This window comes from Streptomyces sp. NPDC097107 (assembly GCF_044762405.1).
Lineage (GTDB): Bacteria > Actinomycetota > Actinomycetes > Streptomycetales > Streptomycetaceae > Streptomyces > Streptomyces thinghirensis.
The window spans coordinates 565,832-581,475 of record NZ_JBIWEF010000005.1; the positions used below are offsets into that span (position 1 = coordinate 565,832).

General features: G+C 73.0%; 13 protein-coding genes and 1 riboswitch. Of the genes, 12 read left to right on the forward strand and 1 reads right to left on the reverse strand.

Annotated features, from left to right (window positions below; all coding sequences use genetic code 11):
- Positions 1 to 102: 102 nt before the first annotated feature.
- The 12 genes from ACIQ1J_RS15295 to ACIQ1J_RS15350 all read left to right on the forward strand — a co-directional run bounded on the left by ACIQ1J_RS15295 (position 103) and on the right by ACIQ1J_RS15350 (position 15,021).
- Positions 103 to 1,107: a sugar ABC transporter substrate-binding protein gene (locus ACIQ1J_RS15295; RefSeq protein ID WP_403557170.1), complete on the forward strand. Its 1,005-nt coding sequence runs from the start codon at positions 103 to 105 to the stop codon at positions 1,105 to 1,107.
- The gene (locus ACIQ1J_RS15300) at positions 1,104 to 2,147 is read left to right on the forward strand and encodes an ABC transporter permease (RefSeq protein WP_403557171.1); all 1,044 of its coding nucleotides are present in this window, start codon (positions 1,104 to 1,106) and stop codon (positions 2,145 to 2,147) included. The genes ACIQ1J_RS15295 and ACIQ1J_RS15300 overlap by 4 nt, the downstream gene beginning before the upstream one ends.
- The gene (locus tag ACIQ1J_RS15305) at positions 2,144 to 2,935 is read left to right on the forward strand and encodes an ATP-binding cassette domain-containing protein (RefSeq protein WP_210961638.1); all 792 of its coding nucleotides are present in this window, start codon (positions 2,144 to 2,146) and stop codon (positions 2,933 to 2,935) included. The genes ACIQ1J_RS15300 and ACIQ1J_RS15305 overlap by 4 nt, the downstream gene beginning before the upstream one ends.
- 114 nt (positions 2,936 to 3,049) lie before the next feature.
- Complete coding sequence (locus tag ACIQ1J_RS15310) at positions 3,050 to 4,198, forward strand: ROK family glucokinase (protein ID WP_210961637.1); 1,149 nt, start codon at positions 3,050 to 3,052, stop codon at positions 4,196 to 4,198.
- Complete coding sequence (locus ACIQ1J_RS15315; RefSeq protein WP_403557172.1) at positions 4,195 to 4,776, forward strand: sugar kinase; 582 nt, start codon at positions 4,195 to 4,197, stop codon at positions 4,774 to 4,776. Before ACIQ1J_RS15310 ends, ACIQ1J_RS15315 begins: the two co-directional genes overlap by 4 nt.
- Before the next feature lie 116 nt (positions 4,777 to 4,892).
- The gene (locus tag ACIQ1J_RS15320; protein WP_403557173.1) at positions 4,893 to 7,922 is read left to right on the forward strand and encodes an SNF2-related protein; all 3,030 of its coding nucleotides are present in this window, start codon (positions 4,893 to 4,895) and stop codon (positions 7,920 to 7,922) included.
- Positions 7,923 to 8,425: 503 nt separating this feature from the next.
- Positions 8,426 to 10,336: an SWIM zinc finger family protein gene (locus ACIQ1J_RS15325; protein ID WP_403557174.1), complete on the forward strand. Its 1,911-nt coding sequence runs from the start codon at positions 8,426 to 8,428 to the stop codon at positions 10,334 to 10,336.
- Between the two features lie 86 nt (positions 10,337 to 10,422).
- Positions 10,423 to 11,091 carry a dienelactone hydrolase family protein gene (locus ACIQ1J_RS15330; protein WP_403557175.1) on the forward strand — a complete coding sequence of 223 codons (669 nt, stop codon included), beginning with the start codon at positions 10,423 to 10,425 and terminating at the stop codon, positions 11,089 to 11,091.
- Positions 11,092 to 11,335: 244 nt separating this feature from the next.
- Positions 11,336 to 11,998: a phosphoribosyltransferase gene (locus ACIQ1J_RS15335; protein ID WP_403557176.1), complete on the forward strand. Its 663-nt coding sequence runs from the start codon at positions 11,336 to 11,338 to the stop codon at positions 11,996 to 11,998.
- A gap of 220 nt (positions 11,999 to 12,218) precedes the next feature.
- Positions 12,219 to 13,712, forward strand: a complete 1,494-nt coding sequence (locus ACIQ1J_RS15340; RefSeq protein WP_403557177.1) for a PHB depolymerase family esterase — start codon at positions 12,219 to 12,221, stop codon at positions 13,710 to 13,712.
- Positions 13,713 to 13,984: 272 nt separating this feature from the next.
- Positions 13,985 to 14,368 (forward strand): hypothetical protein, encoded by a 384-nt coding sequence (locus ACIQ1J_RS15345; RefSeq protein WP_403557178.1) that lies wholly within the window; start codon positions 13,985 to 13,987, stop codon positions 14,366 to 14,368.
- Between the two features lie 60 nt (positions 14,369 to 14,428).
- Positions 14,429 to 14,554, forward strand: a riboswitch (cobalamin riboswitch).
- A 62-nt stretch (positions 14,555 to 14,616) separates the two neighbouring features.
- Positions 14,617 to 15,021 (forward strand): (2Fe-2S) ferredoxin domain-containing protein, encoded by a 405-nt coding sequence (locus tag ACIQ1J_RS15350; protein WP_403557179.1) that lies wholly within the window; start codon positions 14,617 to 14,619, stop codon positions 15,019 to 15,021.
- A 212-nt stretch (positions 15,022 to 15,233) separates the two neighbouring features.
- On the opposite strand, the gene ACIQ1J_RS15355 is transcribed toward ACIQ1J_RS15350, so the two are convergent.
- Positions 15,234 to 15,557, reverse strand: a complete 324-nt coding sequence (locus ACIQ1J_RS15355) for a MerR family transcriptional regulator (RefSeq protein ID WP_210961623.1) — start codon at positions 15,555 to 15,557, stop codon at positions 15,234 to 15,236.
- Positions 15,558 to 15,644 lie beyond the last annotated feature (87 nt).

Genomic DNA, 15,644 nt, shown 5'->3' on the forward strand with positions numbered 1-15,644 from the left:
TGCCATGTCGGACAATGGGGCGTTTGGGGTTTCGAGAACCCGGCCGGGTTCCCGCGGAGCCCCGGCACGCACAGCACGGCACAGCAAGAAGGGCACGGCCTCGTGGCACGGTTTCGGACATGGGTGGGCATAGCGCTGGCAGGGGCACTGTCGGTGTCCCTGGCCGGGTGCAGCAGTACCGGCGGCAAACGCGCCGAGGATGCCCGCAAGGCCGCGTCGGCCCAGGGGAAGGCGGCGGTGAACACGCCCCGCTGGACCTTCGCGATGATCACTCACTCGGGTGATGGCGACTCGTTCTGGGACATCGTCCAGAGCGGCGCCGAGCAGGCCGCGGTGAAGGACAACATCAACTTCCTGTACTCCCAGGACGACGAGGGTCAGCAGCAGGCGCAGCTCGTGAACGCGGCCATCGACAAGAAGGTCGACGGGATCATCGTCACGCTGGCCAAGCCCGCCGCCATGAAGTCCGCCCTGGCCCGCGCCCAGAAGGCGGGCATCCCCGTGATCACCGTGAACTCCGGCTCCGAGGAGTCCAAGGAGTTCGGCGCGCTCACGCACATCGGACAGGACGAGACGATCGCCGGCGAGGCGGTCGGCGAGGAACTGAACGAGCGGGGCCGCGAGCAGGCGATCTGCGTGCTGCACGAGCAGGGCAACGTCGGTCACGAGCAGCGCTGCGACGGCGTCGAGAAGAGCTTCGACGGCAAGATCCAGCGGCTCTACGTCAACGGCACCAGCATGCCGGACGTGCAGTCCGCCATCGAGGCCAAGCTCCAGACCGACGAGTCGGTCGACGCGGTCGTCACCCTGGGCGCCCCCTACGCCGACACCGCGGTGAAGGCCAAGCAGGGCGCGGGCAGCAAGGCCGAGATCGACACCTTCGACCTCAACGCCAAGGTGGCCGCCGGACTGGAGGACGGCACCCTGGGCTTCGCCGTCGACCAGCAGCCCTACCTCCAGGGCTACGAGGCGGTCGACCTGCTGTGGCTGTACAAGTACAACGCCGACGTCCTCGGCGGCGGCCGCCCGGTGCTCACCGGGCCGCAGATCATCACCAAGGACGACGCCGCCGAGCTGGCCGACTACACGAAGCGGGGCACTCGATGAGTGCCGGCACGGACGTGGCGACCGCTGACGAGAGGATTCTGCAGACCTCGCCGCTGCGGAAACTGCTGGGCCGCCCCGAGCTGGGCTCCGTAGTCGGCGCGATCGCCGTCTTCGTCTTCTTCGCGTTCTTCGCCGACAGCTTCCTGCGCGCCACCAGCCTCAGCACGGTCCTCTACGCCGCCTCCACGATCGGCATCATGGCAGTCCCGGTGGCGCTGCTGATGATCGGCGGCGAGTTCGACCTGTCCGCGGGCGTCATGGTCACCTCGTCGGCGCTGGTTTCGTCGATGTTCAGCTACCAGATGACCGCCAACGTCTGGGTCGGCGTCGGCGTCTCCCTGCTGGTCACCCTGGCGATCGGCGCCTTCAACGGCTTCATGCTCACCCGCACCAAGCTGCCCAGCTTCATCATCACGCTCGGCACCTTCCTGATGCTGACCGGCCTGAACCTGGGCTTCACCAAGCTGATCGATGGCACCGTCTCCACCAAGACGATCGCCGACATGGAGGGCTTCCCCTCCGCCCGTGAGGTCTTCGCCTCCACGCTCACCATCGGCGGCGTCGGCTTCAAGGTCACCATCCTGTGGTGGCTCGCCCTGGTCGCCGTCGCCAGCTGGATCCTGCTGCGCACCCGCGCCGGCAACTGGATCTTCGCGGTCGGCGGAAACAAGGACGCCGCCCGCGCGGTCGGCGTCCCGGTCAGCAAGACCAGGATCGGCCTGTACATGGGCGTGGGGTTCGGCGCCTGGATCTCGGGCCAGCACCTGCTCTTCTCCTACGACGTCGTCCAGTCCGGCGAGGGCGTCGGCAACGAGCTGATCTACATCATCGCGGCCGTCATCGGCGGCTGCCTGATCACCGGCGGCTACGGCAGCGCGGTCGGCTCGGCGGTCGGCGCGTTCATCTTCGGCATGACCAGCAAGGGCATCGTCTTCGCCGAGTGGAACCCCGACTGGTTCAAGTTCTTCCTCGGAGCGATGCTGCTCCTCGCGACCCTGCTCAACGCCTGGGTCCGCAAGCGCGCGGAGGCCACCAAGTGACCGGGACCCCAGCACGTACGGCGCTCGTCGAACTGTCCGGCGTCAGCAAGAACTACGGCAACGTCCGCGCCCTCGAAGGCGTGTCCCTGAAGGTCCACGCGGGCGAGATCACCTGCGTGCTGGGCGACAACGGCGCCGGCAAGTCGACCCTCATCAAGATCATCGCCGGTCTGCACCAGCACGACGGCGGCACCCTGAGCCTCGACGGCGAGGAGACCCGCCTCTCCTCCCCGCGCGAGGCACTGGACCGCGGCATCGCCACCGTCTACCAGGACCTGGCCGTCGTCCCCCTCATGCCGGTCTGGCGCAATTTCTTCCTCGGATCGGAGCCGCGCAAGGGCGTCGCCCCGTTCAAGCGCATGGACGTCGACCACATGCGCCGCACCACCCGCGCCGAACTCCTGCGCATGGGCATCGATCTCCGCGACGTCGACCAGCCCATCGGCACCCTCTCCGGCGGCGAGCGCCAGTGCGTGGCGATCGCCCGCGCGGTGCACTTCGGCGCGAAGGTGCTGGTACTGGACGAGCCGACGGCGGCACTGGGCGTGAAGCAGTCCGGCGTCGTCCTGAAGTACGTGGCGGCGGCCCGCGACCAGGGCCTCGGTGTTGTCCTCATCACCCACAACCCGCATCACGCGTACCTGGTGGGCGACCGGTTCGTCCTGCTGAAGCGCGGCACGATGGTGGGCAACCACGAGCGCGAGGACATCACCCTGGACGAGCTGACGCGGCAGATGGCGGGCGGAACGGAGCTGGACGATCTACGCCACGAACTGGAACGCAGCTAGGGGCGCGGGGAACGGTGCGACCAGCCACAACGAGCCCGCACCCGGCAACGAACCCCTTCCACCCACCCCTGTCCATTCGGCACCCAGCGTGAGCGTGCGGCACAATCGCACCCGATGAGCACCTACCGCGACTTCACCGCCCCCATCGGCTCCCGCCGCGCCCCGGTCCTGCGCACCGTGGGCACGAGGGAACGCCGCTCGCACCTCACGGCTCCCCGCGTGCCGACGGTCGGCATCGACATCGGCGGTACGAAAGTCATGGCGGGCGTCGTCGACGCCGACGGCAACATCCTGGAGAAGCTCCGCACGGAGACCCCGGACAAGTCCAAGAGCCCCAAGGTCGTCGAGGACACCATCGTCGAACTGGTGCTGGACCTCTCCGACCGGCACGACGTGCACGCCGTCGGCATCGGCGCGGCCGGCTGGGTCGACGCCGACCGCAACCGCGTGCTGTTCGCCCCCCACCTGTCCTGGCGCAACGAACCGCTGCGCGACCGCATCGCCGGCCGTCTCGCCGTGCCCGTCCTGGTGGACAACGACGCCAACACCGCCGCCTGGGCCGAGTGGCGCTTCGGCGCCGGCCGCGGCGAGGACCACCTCGTCATGATCACGCTCGGCACCGGGATCGGCGGCGCGATCCTGGAGGACGGCCAGGTCAAGCGCGGCAAGTACGGGGTCGCCGGCGAGTTCGGCCACATGCAGGTCGTCCCCGGCGGCCACCGCTGCCCGTGCGGCAACCGCGGCTGCTGGGAGCAGTACAGCTCCGGCAACGCTCTGGTCAGGGAGGCCCGCGAGCTGGCCGCCGCCGACTCGCCGGTGGCGTACGGGATCATCGAGCACGTCAAGGGCAGCATCGGCGACATCACCGGCCCGATGATCACCGAGCTGGCCCGCGACGGCGACGCCATGTGCATCGAGCTGCTCCAGGACATCGGGCAGTGGCTGGGCGTCGGCATCGCGAACCTCGCCGCGGCCCTCGACCCGTCCTGTTTCGTGATCGGCGGCGGGGTCAGCGCCGCCGACGACCTGCTGATCGGCCCCGCGCGCGACGCCTTCAAGCGCCAGCTCACCGGACGCGGCTACCGCCCCGAGGCCCGCATCGTCCGCGCCCAGCTCGGCCCCGAGGCCGGGATGGTGGGTGCCGCCGACCTGTCCCGGCTGGTCGCCCGCAGATTCCGCCGCGCCAAGAGGCGCCGGGTGGAGCGGTACGAGCGGTACGAGCGGTACGCGGAGGCCCGCCGCACGCCCCGGGAGTCGCTGTGACGGAGTCCCTGCCCCACCAGGCCGGGCCCCCGGACGGGCCCCGGCGTCCGGTGGAAGACCGCCGGCACAAGATCCGCCGCCGGTCGCTCACCCTGCTCATCATCGTGCTGCTCATCGGCATCCCGGCCGGCTACCTCATGATCTCCGCCAACCAGAGCCGCGACAGCGGCCGGGAGAAGGAGGCGAAGTACGCGGCGACCGGCATGACCGAGGGCTGGCCGTCCAAACTGCAGCGCCGCGTCTACGAGGTGCCCGTCCCGGTCCCGTCCGAAGAGGTCGCCCACTACGAGACGAACAACTGGAAGACCAGTCGCCTCTACGTCCAGTTCGAGACCACCAACGCCGGCCTGGACGCCTTCCTGGCGGGGCTGGGCGTCGACCGGGACGCACTGGAGAGCGGCAGGATCGCCATCAGCGACCGCGCCCAGCGGGTCACCGGCTGGGAGTTCGGCGGGTCCGGCTCCTGGTACGGCCTCGTCAACGAGCAGCGCAACCCGGCGCCCACCCAGGACGTCGTGGTGAACATGGACGACCCGGACTACCCGATGGTGTACGTCGTCTCGCGCACGGTTCCCTAGACCGCGCACGTGCGTCGCCGACCGGGTCCCGGCAGGGCGCCGGGGCCGATTGTCAGACCCCGCCCGTAAAGTCGAAGACATCTGATCAGGCACACGGGCGGGAGGTGACAGGACGTATGAGCGACATGGCCGTGGTGGGCCGGATGGCCGCCGGGCGAGCGAGGGAGCGGGACGAGGCGACGCAGCCGGAGGCAGCCACTTTGTCCGTCCCCGTCCGGCTCGCGGCCGTCTTCCTGCCCGCACCTCTCCCGCGCGACGGACGGATCGCCTTCTGGGACCCCGAGGACGGCCCCGCGGCCACCGCCCTTCCCGGGTACGGGGCGGCTGCCGTTCCGCCTCCCGGGGACGGCGGGTCGGCCGCTCCGCCTCCCGGCGGCGGGTCGGCCGCTCCGCCTTCCGGGGACGGCGGGTCCGCCGCCTCGCCTCCCGGGCACGGCGCCCGGCCCGCCGGGTCCATGGACCTCACCGTCGTACGGCGGCACGGCGCCGGGGTGCGACGCCGGACGACGGCCGCGATGTCCCTCCCGCTCGCCGAGGCGCTGCCCCTGCTGGTGCGCGCCAGGCACGACCCGGCCGCCCACCCGGCGACCGCCTGCTGGGGCGCCGCGGCCCTGCACGCCCTGCGGCTCGCCGCGCGCGGCCGGCTCCTGCCCGGCCTGACGGCGACGGGACACGACGCCTGGCGGGCCGGCCCGCTGGACCCCGACGACATCGCGCACCTGCGGTCGGTGGCCGCCGCCCTGCCCCCGGAGGGCCACGCGGTCCCGCTGGACGGCCCCGGCCCGGTCCGGCTGCCGGAGCCGGAAGCACTCGTCCGAGCCTTCCTGGACGCGGTCGCCGACACCCTGCCCCGCACCCCGGCCGCGCCCCATGCCTCGGGCCGGCCCTTCGCCGCACGCGCGGCGCAACGCCTGCCGGACGCCCACGACTGGGCCGCGGAGGTCGCCGCCGGCATGGACGCGGGCGTGCGGATCTCGCTGCGCCTGGATCTGTCGGCGTACGACCTGTTCGACGGGGACGACGAGGGCAACGGCGGCGCGCGCAGCGCGGGGGCGGCGGTCGTCCAGGTGCACAGCCTCGCCGACCCCACCCTCGTGGCCGACGCGGCGGACCTGTGGTCGGGAGCGGCCGACGCGGCGTTCGGTCCTCGCGCGCGCGTGGACGCCGCCCTCGGGGTGCGGCGCGCGGCGCGGGTCTGGCCGCCGCTCGACCGGCTCACCGAGCAGGACGTGCCCGACGTCCTCAGCCTCTCCGAGGAGGAGGTCATCGACCTGCTGGGCGTGGCGGCCGGCCGGCTCTCCGCCGCCGGGGTCGCCGTGCACTGGCCCCGCGACCTCGCCCAGGACCTCACCGCGACCGCGGTGGTCCGGCCCGCGCCCGGCTCCGCGACCGACGGCACCGGCTTCTTCGAGAGCGAGGATCTCCTCCAGTTCCGCTGGCAGCTGGCGGTCGGCGGCGACCCGCTCACCGAGGCCGAGATGGACGCCCTCGCGGAGGCCCACCGTCCGGTCGTCCGGCTGCGCGACCGGTGGGTGCTGGTCGATCCCGCCCTGGCCCGCCGCGCCCGCAAGCGCGACCTCGGCCTGCTCGACCCGGTCGACGCCCTGTCCGTCGCCCTGACCGGCACCGCGGAGGCCGACGGCGAGACGGTCGAGGTGGTGCCGGTCGGCGCGCTGGCCGCCCTGCGCGACCGGCTCACGGCAGGTGTCCGCCCGGCCGAACCGCCGCCCGGCCTGCACGCCACCCTCCGCGACTACCAGCTGCGCGGCCTGGCCTGGCTCGACCTCATGACCTCGCTCGGCCTCGGCGGCTGCCTCGCCGACGACATGGGCCTCGGCAAGACGGTCACCGTCATCGCCCTGCACCTCAAGCGGGCCCGCACCGAACCGACCCTGGTGGTCTGCCCGGCCTCACTGCTGGGCAATTGGCAGCGGGAGATCACCCGGTTCGCACCCGGCCTCCCCGTCCGCCGCTTCCACGGCCCCGACCGCACCCTGGACGACCTGACCGGCGGCTTCGTCCTCACCACGTACGGCACGATGCGGTCCGCCGCGGCGACCCTGGCCGAGCGGCCTTGGGGCATGGTCGTCGCGGACGAGGCGCAGCACGTCAAGAACCCGTTCTCGGCGACGGCGAAGGCCCTGCGCACGATCCCGTCCCCCGCGCGCGTGGCGCTGACCGGCACACCGGTGGAGAACAACCTCTCCGAGCTGTGGGCGCTGCTCGACTGGACCACCCCTGGGCTCCTCGGCCCCCTGAAGTCCTTCCGCGCCCGGCACGCGCGCGCGGTGGAGAACGGCGAGGACGAACAGGCGGTGGAGCGCCTCGCCGGCCTGATCCGCCCCTTCCTGCTGCGCCGCAAGAAGTCCGATCCGGGCATCGTCCCGGAGCTGCCGCCGAAGACCGAGACGGACCACCCCGTCCCGCTCACCCGCGAACAGGCCGCACTGTACGAGGCGGTGGTGCGCGAGTCGATGCTCGCCATCGAGTCGGCCGAGGGCATGGGCCGCCGGGGCCTGGTGCTCAAGCTCCTGACCTCGCTGAAGCAGATCTGCGACCACCCCGCACTGTTCCTCAAGGAGGAACACCCGCCGGGCCCAGCGGATCGACTGACCGCACGCTCCGGCAAACTCGCCCTGCTCGACGAGCTGTTGGACACACTCCTGGCGGAGGACGGGTCGGCGCTCGTCTTCACGCAGTACGTCGGCATGGCCCGCCTCATCACCTCCCACCTGACCGCCCGCGCGATCCCGGTCGACCTGCTGCACGGCGGTACGCCGGTGCCGGAGCGCGAGCACATGGTGGACCGCTTCCAGAGCGGGGCCACGCCGGTCCTCGTCCTCTCCCTGAAGGCCGCCGGCACCGGCCTGAACCTCACCCGCGCGGGCCACGTCGTGCACTTCGACCGCTGGTGGAATCCGGCGGTCGAGGAACAGGCCACCGACCGCGCCTACCGCATCGGCCAGACCCAGCCGGTCCAGGTGCACCGCCTCATCACCGAGGGCACGGTCGAGGACCGCATCGCCGAGATGCTCCAGTCCAAGCGCGCCCTGGCCGACGCGGTCCTCGGCTCCGGCGAGGCGGCCCTCACCGAACTCACGGTCCGCGAACTGTCCGACCTGGTGTCCCTGCGGAGGCCGTCATGACCTCCCGGCCCGCCGACGAGGCCCGCCGCGCTCTGCGCGAGGCACGCGAGCGAGGCGAGGGGGCGGCGCCAGGCGCGACCGTCGAGGCCGAAGCGGAGGCCGAAGCCGAAGCCGGAGCCGACGCCCCCGAACGCGAGCCGGCGCCGGCACAGGCGCAAGGCCATGACCAGTACCAGCACCGGCACCAGGATTCGCACCAGCACCAGCACCAGCATCCTGACGAGGGCCGGGATCGGGATCGGAAGTCGGAGGAGCGCACCGGGCGGCCCCGCCCCGGGGACGTCGCACGCGCGGCCCTGCGCAGTGCGCGGACCGCACGGCATGCGGGGGAGGACGATGGAGCGGGCGGCGCGACGGGGGAGGGGACCAACCGGCCCGAAGAAGTGACTCGCTCTGCTGAGCGGCCGGTTGTCTCTGACGGAACATCTGACGGAACAACAGCCGCCGCCCCGGCGGATCACTCCGATGATGGGGCGGCCTCTGCCTCGGTCTCCGACCCGACGTTGCTCCCCGGTGAGGCGACCGACCCTGCTCCGACGCACCCTCCCGCCGACGCGGCTTCCGCGGCACGCCCCGGATCGGCGGGCGCGAGCGACAGCCGGCCGGCGGATGTGGCGCGTGAGGCGTTGCGGGCGGCTCGCCGGCAGGCGACGGCGGACACCGCTGCCAAGGGAGCGGAGGGCACGCGGCGGCTGTCCCGCCCGGCCCGTCGTCCGCAGGGGGGCGGCGGTTCCCGCACCGCCGACGCCCGCGCACGGGCCGTACGGGACTTCGCGGCGGACGCGTTCCGGCTCCCGCCGGAGGCGGACCCCGACGGGGATGCCCCGACCCCGGACGAGCCTCCCTCCGACTCCAGCCCCACGCCGTCTCGCGCCGCGCGTTCGGACGCCCCCGCCGAGGGCCCGACTCCTGCCGCCGGCGAGCCATGGCTTCCATCGCTTCCGTCCACGTCGTCCTACGAGCCACCGCCCCCACGCCGGCAGGCGCCGCCGCGACCCGGGCGTGCCCCGGCGGCGGCGCCGGGCCGGGCTCCGAATCCGGCAGCGCACGGCCAGGCGTTCCCCCCACCGCCCACGAACCAGGCGTTCCCCCCACCGCCCACGAACCAGGCGTTCCACCCACCGCCCGCGTCCCCGCGCACCCCCCGCTCGATGGCCGCGCCGGGCCGGGACGGCGAGCTGCGTCGTACCTTCCCCGCCCTCCCGCCCCGCGCGGTGGCGGACGGGAGTCTCGCCGGGACCTGGTGGGGAAACGCGTGGGTGACGGCGTTGGAGGAGGGCGCTCTGGACGCCGCGCGGCTGGCGCGAGGGCGCGGGTACGCCGAGCGGGGACACGTCGATGCGATCACCGTGACGCCCGGCCTGGTCCTCGCCTACGTGCAGGGCAGCCGGCCCCGGCCGTACCGCGTGCAGATGCGGCTGCGCACGCTCGACGACGCCGCCTGGGAGCGGTTCCTGGACGTGGCCGTCGAGCGTCCCGGCCACATCGCCGCGCTCCTCGACAAGGAGCTGCCCCACTCCCTGGCCGACTGCGGTGTCCCGCTGCTCCCCGGCCCCGGCGACCTCGCCCCGCAGTGCAGTTGCCCCGACTCCGGGCACCCCTGCAAGCACGCCGCCGCCCTCTGCTACCAGACGGCACGCCTGCTCGACGCCGACCCGTTCGTCCTGCTCCTGCTGCGCGGCCGGGGCGAACGCGAGCTGCTCGACACCCTGTCCCGGCTGAACGCGGCCCGTGCGGCCCGCGCCGCCCAGGATCGCGGACCGGCGCCCCTGCCCGGTGTCCGGGCCGCCGAGGCACTGACGGCCCGCGCCCTGCCGCCCCTCCCGGCGCCGCTGCCCCCGCCCCCGCATCCCGAACAGCCCCCGGCCTACCCGGCGGCACCGGGCGGCCCCGACCCCTTCGCGCTGGACCAGCTGGCCACCGACGCCGCCGCCCGCGCCCACGCCCTGCTCACCACGGGCCGCGACCCGGTCGGCGGGCTGACGCTGTGGCAGGACGCCGTGCGCCTCGCCGCGGCCCGCCCCGGTTCCGGTCTCACCGTCGGCACCCGAGCGCTCTACGCGTCCCTCGCGAAGGCCGCCGGCCGCCACACGGCGGAGCTGGCGCGCGCCGTGGCCGCCTGGCGCCAGGGCGGGCCGGAGGGCCTCGACGTTCTGGAGGAGCCCTGGGACCCGCCGGCCGGCCGCTTCGACCGAGCCCGCCCGCTGCTGCTCGCCGCCGACCTCCCCGCCTTCCGCCCCTGGCGCAACCGCCTCACCCACCCCCAAGGCCACGTCCAGCTCAGGCTCGGCCGGGCAGGGCTCTGGTACGCCTACGAGTCGGAACCCGGCCGGGACGACTGGTGGCCGCGCGGCAGCCCCGACCTCGACCCGGTCGGCGCCCTGACGGGCCTGGGCGGCCCCGGCGACCTCTGACCGACCGCCCCGCCGCCACCACCTGCCGGTAGGGCCGGCCCCGGCGGGTACCCGGACCCCGCACAGTTCAGGGGAGATGAGCGCTCATGATCTCGCAAACCGTCTCGCGAACCGCGAAGGTCCCCTCGGGAGACGCGAGCCTGGACGGCGACCTGACGCTTCCCGCCGGGGCGCTGGGGGTGATTCTGTTCGCACACGGCAGTGGCAGCTCACGACTCAGCCCCCGCAACCGGGCGGTCGCCGCCGGTCTGCACCGGTCCGGGTTCGGCACGCTGCTGCTGGACCTGCTGACCGAGGAAGAGGAGCGCGTAGACGCCGCCACGGCCCGGCACCGCTTCGACATCGTGCTACTGACCCGGCGGTTGACGGACGCCGTCGACTGGCTGGAGCGGCGCCCGGACACCGCGGAGCTGTCCGTGGGCCTGTTCGGGGCGAGTACCGGAGCGGGGGCCGCGCTCGTGGCGGCCGCCGAGCGGGCGACCCGGGTGTCCGCCGTGGTGTCGCGGGGCGGGCGGCCGGACCTGGCCGGTGACGTACTGCCTCTGGTCACGGCCCCGGTCCTGCTCGTCGTCGGTGGCAGCGACGCGGCGGTACTCGATCTCAACCGGGAGGCCGCCGAAGAACTGTCGGCGCCCCACCGGATCCATGTCGTACCGGGCGCCACACACCTCTTCCCGGAACCCGGCGCACTGGCACAGGTGACGGAGGCCGCCGCCGGCTGGTTCCGCGACCACGTGCCCGAACAGCTTCCGTGACCACGCGCGAAGGACTTCCGTGACCACGTGCCGAGGGACTTCCGTGACCACGTGCCGAAGGAGTTCCGTGACCACGCGCCGAAGGACTTCCGTGACCACGTGCCGAAGGCTTCCGTGACCACGTGCCCGAGCGACTTCAGCGACCGGCCGCGGTCGGCCCGCCACGGTTTCACCGGCGTCCGGAGGGAAACCCGGACAGCGGCGCACACGCTTCGCCTCACGTGAGAAGGGCGGACACCAGGCCATGCGATTCCACGACCGCACGGAGGCCGGCCGGGAACTCGCCCTCCGGCTGAAGGAGCGGGCAGCGACCGGCGAGTTCCCGGACACCGTCGTCCTCGCGCTGCCCCGAGGCGGTGTCCCCGTGGCCGCCCAGGTCGCGCGGGCACTCGATGCGCCGCTGGACGTGCTGGTCGTACGCAAGATCGGTCTTCCCGGCCGGCCGGAGGCGGGCATCGGAGCGATCGTGGGCGACGATCAACCGCTGTTCGACCGCCGCGTCCTGGAGATGCTCGGCCTGAGCGAACACCGCCTCGCCCCGGACGTGCAACGCGAGCGCGCCGAACTGCACCGCCGCGCTCTGCTCTACCGGGGCGACCGGTCCGCGCCCGACGTCAGGGACCGGACCGTGATCCTCGTCGACGACGGTCTGGCCACCGGAGCCACCGCCCGCGCCGCCCTGCGGCACCTGCGCCGCCTGGCCCCCGCACGGCTGATCCTGGCGGTTCCCGTCGGTGCCGCCGAGTCCTGCGCCGAGATGCGCTCGGCGGCCGACGACGTCGTCTGCCTGTACCAGCCGTCGGACTTCCAGGCGGTCGGCCTCTGGTACGAGGACTTCGAGCAGGTGAGCGACGACGAGGTGACCGGAACACTGCACGAACTCAGCACCTCGAAGCACGACAGCTGAAGTACGGAGCCGGACCGCGCGGACCGCCCCGGAGCACGGTCTGCCCATACACTCCGGAGCCGAACCGGGACCATGGACCGCCGTCACACTCGGCCCACGCCCACCCTGGTTGTTCCGTCCATGCCCATATCGGCATGAACGCCGGATGATGCGCACACACCGATGACCAGGCACCTGGCATCGCTCCGAGAGCGCGACCATCCTCCAGGAGGCAGCCGACATGGGACAGCCGCACCCTCCGCTCCGCGCCCCGAAGGGCCGCCACCTCCTCGAAGGCGTCCGCCGATGGATCACCGCCGCGGTCGGCGCCCTCGCCCTGACCGCCGCGCTGGTGGCCGCGGGCCCGCCGGCGTCCGCCGCCGGCCTGACCCGGGTCACCGGGTTCGGTACCAACCCCGGCAACCTGTCCATGTACGCGTACGTGCCGGACGCCCTGCCCGCCGGCGCGCCGCTCGTGGTCGCCCTGCACGGCTGCACGCAGAGCGCGAACGACTACTACGCGCACTCGGGATGGCCGAAGTTCGCCGACCGCTACGGCTTCGCGGCGGTCTTCCCCCAGACGAGCGGCGCGAACAACGCCAACTCCTGCTTCAACTGGTTCCAGCCGGGCGACAGTGCCCGCGGCCGTGGCGAGGCACTGTCGATCAAACAGATGGTGGACGAGGCGATCTCGCGGTACGGCAGCGACCCCGAACGGGTCTTCATCACGGGCCTGTCGGCCGGCGGCGGCATGACGGCGAACATGCTCGCCGCCTACCCCGACGTCTTCGCGGGCGGCGCCGTCGACTCCGGGCTGCCCGCTTCCTGCGCCGACAGCGTGACCGCGGCCTACACCTGCATGTACAGCCCGCCCGACAGGTCACCGGCCCAGTGGGGGAACCTGGTGCGTTCCGCCGCTCCCGCGGGCACCACCTCCTGGCCGCGCGTGGCGATCTGGCAGGGCACCGCCGACACCACCGTCCGGCCCGCCAACGCCACCGAACTTCGCGACCAGTGGACCGACGTGTGGGGCACGGGCCAGACCCCCTCCCGTACCGAGAGCCTCCCCGGAGGCACCACACGAAGCGTCTACGCCGACGCCTCCGGCCGGTCCGCGGTCGAGGTCTACTCGATCTCCGGCATGGCACACGGGCTCGCGGTCGACCCGGGCAGCGGCGCCGAGCAGTGCGGCACCGCCGGCACCTACTACCTCGACACCGTCTGCTCCAGCTACCACACAGCTGTCTTCTGGGGGCTGGGCGGCGACGGTGGCGGCGAGGAGCCCGGGACGCTGCCCGCCCCCACAGGGCTGACCGTCACCGCGACCACCGGCTCCACCGCCTCCCTGAGCTGGACCGGTGTCACCGGAGCAGCCTCGTACGCCGTCCTCCGCGACGGCACCAAGGTGGCGACCACGACGTCGACCACCTTCACCGACACGGGCCTGGCCAGCGGCACCGCGTACGACTACACCGTGGCCGCCGTCGACTCCGGGGGCGCGGCGGGCCCGGCCTCGTCCACGGTCACCGCGACCACCTCCGGGTTCACGCCCACGTGCCACACGGCGAGCAACTACGCCCACACCGTAGCCGGACGGGCCTACGCGGACGGCGGATACACCTACGCTCAGGGCTCCGGACAGCCCATGGGCCTGTGGAACACCTTCACCACTCGCACCCTCCAGCAGACCTCACCCGGTCACTACGTGGTGGCCGACGCCGGATGCCCCGCCTGACCACCGTGCCGAACGGTCCGGACACCCCACCTGGACCGAAGCCGCATCGCCATCTCGCCTCTGGTCGAAGGCGCTTCGAACCGCCGGGACGATGTGCCGGCCGCGCCGCACGGACAGACTCGTTCAAGGCCGGGCGGCACCCACCCGCCACCCGGCCACCGAGCGAGCAGAAGGAGTGGGAGGCATGTTCGAGCAGGCACGGCGTCGGCGGGCCGCGAGGGCGGGTCACGTCCGGGGACGGGCGACTACTGAAGCCGTTCCGCTGGTGGCAGATGACTCTCCGGGCACTGTTCCGCATCCGGGGGACGAACGATGACGGCCGGCAGACGGCCTACGCCGTCGACGTCAGGCACTGGCAGAACGATTCTTCCGGCAACGTCGAAGCCGACCTGTACTTCGACCACGGGCGCCACGCCCACTCCGGACTCCCCGTCGCCCTTCCCGTCCCGGTCGGCACCGTCGAAGTGAGGATGAGCGCCTTCGGGCTCAAGCGCTGCCACGGCACCACCGGACAGGACACCGTCATCGCGTCCCGGGATCCCGACGACGCGTCCCCGATGGTGCGCGCCGGACCCGACACCTCCGGCGACGAGGGCTCACAGGTCCCATCCGCCTGCGACGGCCCCCCGCACCCAGGAGACCGATTGACGGCTTGAACGGGGCGGGCGAGGCGGTTTCGCGACGTGGGATGATGGCCGGTGACAAGGCGACGGCGGACGAGGAAGCCGGTGTGAATCCGGCGCGGTCCCGCCACTGTGATCGGCGAGCGAGTCCCGACAGGCCACTGCCCGGCAGCGGGTGGGAAGGCCGGGGCGAGCATCGACCCGAGAGCCAGGAGACTCACGCGGTCGCCTCCTCGACGGACCACCGGGGCGGATCTCCCCGGAGAGAGGGACGGCACCGCATGCCCGCAACGCCGACCGGACGGACGACTCACGACGCGAGGACCGAAGCGGTGGCCGGCGACGTGCCGTGCCGCATCGTCGTGTGCCGCGACTGCTGCTGCGGCAGCCCCAAAGTGACCGGCGTCGACCACGCCGCCCAGACCGAACGCCTGCGCGCCGCGGCACCGGTACGCGTCTCCGACTGCCTCGACGTCTGCGACCAGGCCAACGTCGTCGTCGTACAGCCCTCCGCCGAAGGCCGCGCCGCCGGTGCCCGGCCGGTCTGGCTCGGACTGGTCAACGACCCGGACGCTACCGAGGACATCGCCGCCTGGGCCCGCGCCGGTGGCCCCGGCGTGGCGCCCCGGCCGGACATCTTGGACCTCTACACCTTCACTCCACCCAGGCGCCGCCCGGCCCGCTGACGCCGCATCGGACCGACCGGACCGGCGTGGTCGGCGGCCTGTTCGACGAAGGTGATGTGCCGGGCGATCCGGCGTGCGTCCCAGCCTCCTGGATCGGCTCCCCGTCGCCTTGGACAGCAGACCACCGCCGGTGCCCAGCCTGAACGCGGGCAGGCCGTGGCGGTGCGGCGGTGCGTGTTTGGTGCGTTTCCGGCGCGCTCAAGGCGAGGTCTTCACTGTGTTCGGGTGCGTAGTTGCTCGTTGATGCGCTGGGCTTCTTCGAGCTGGTCCTCGAGGACGATGATCCGGCAGGCGGCTTCGACGGCGGTGCCGGCGTCGACGAGTTCGCGGGCGCGGGCGGCGATGCGCAGTTGGTAGCGGGAGTAGCGGCGGTGGCCGCCTTCGGAGCGCAGGGGGGTGATCAGGCGGTGTTCGCCGAGGGATCGGAGGAAGGCGGGGGTGGTGCCGAGCATGTCGGCGGCCCGGCCCATGGTGTAGGCGGGGTAGTCGTCGTCGTCGAGCGGGACGGCGGCGGGGTGGGTACTGCCTGGGGGCATAGACCTCTTCTTCCGGGTGACGCGTCGAGGGGTCCGGGCGCCGACCGGCGCCCGGACCCCGAGCTTTCAACACCATCTGCCGGCTGA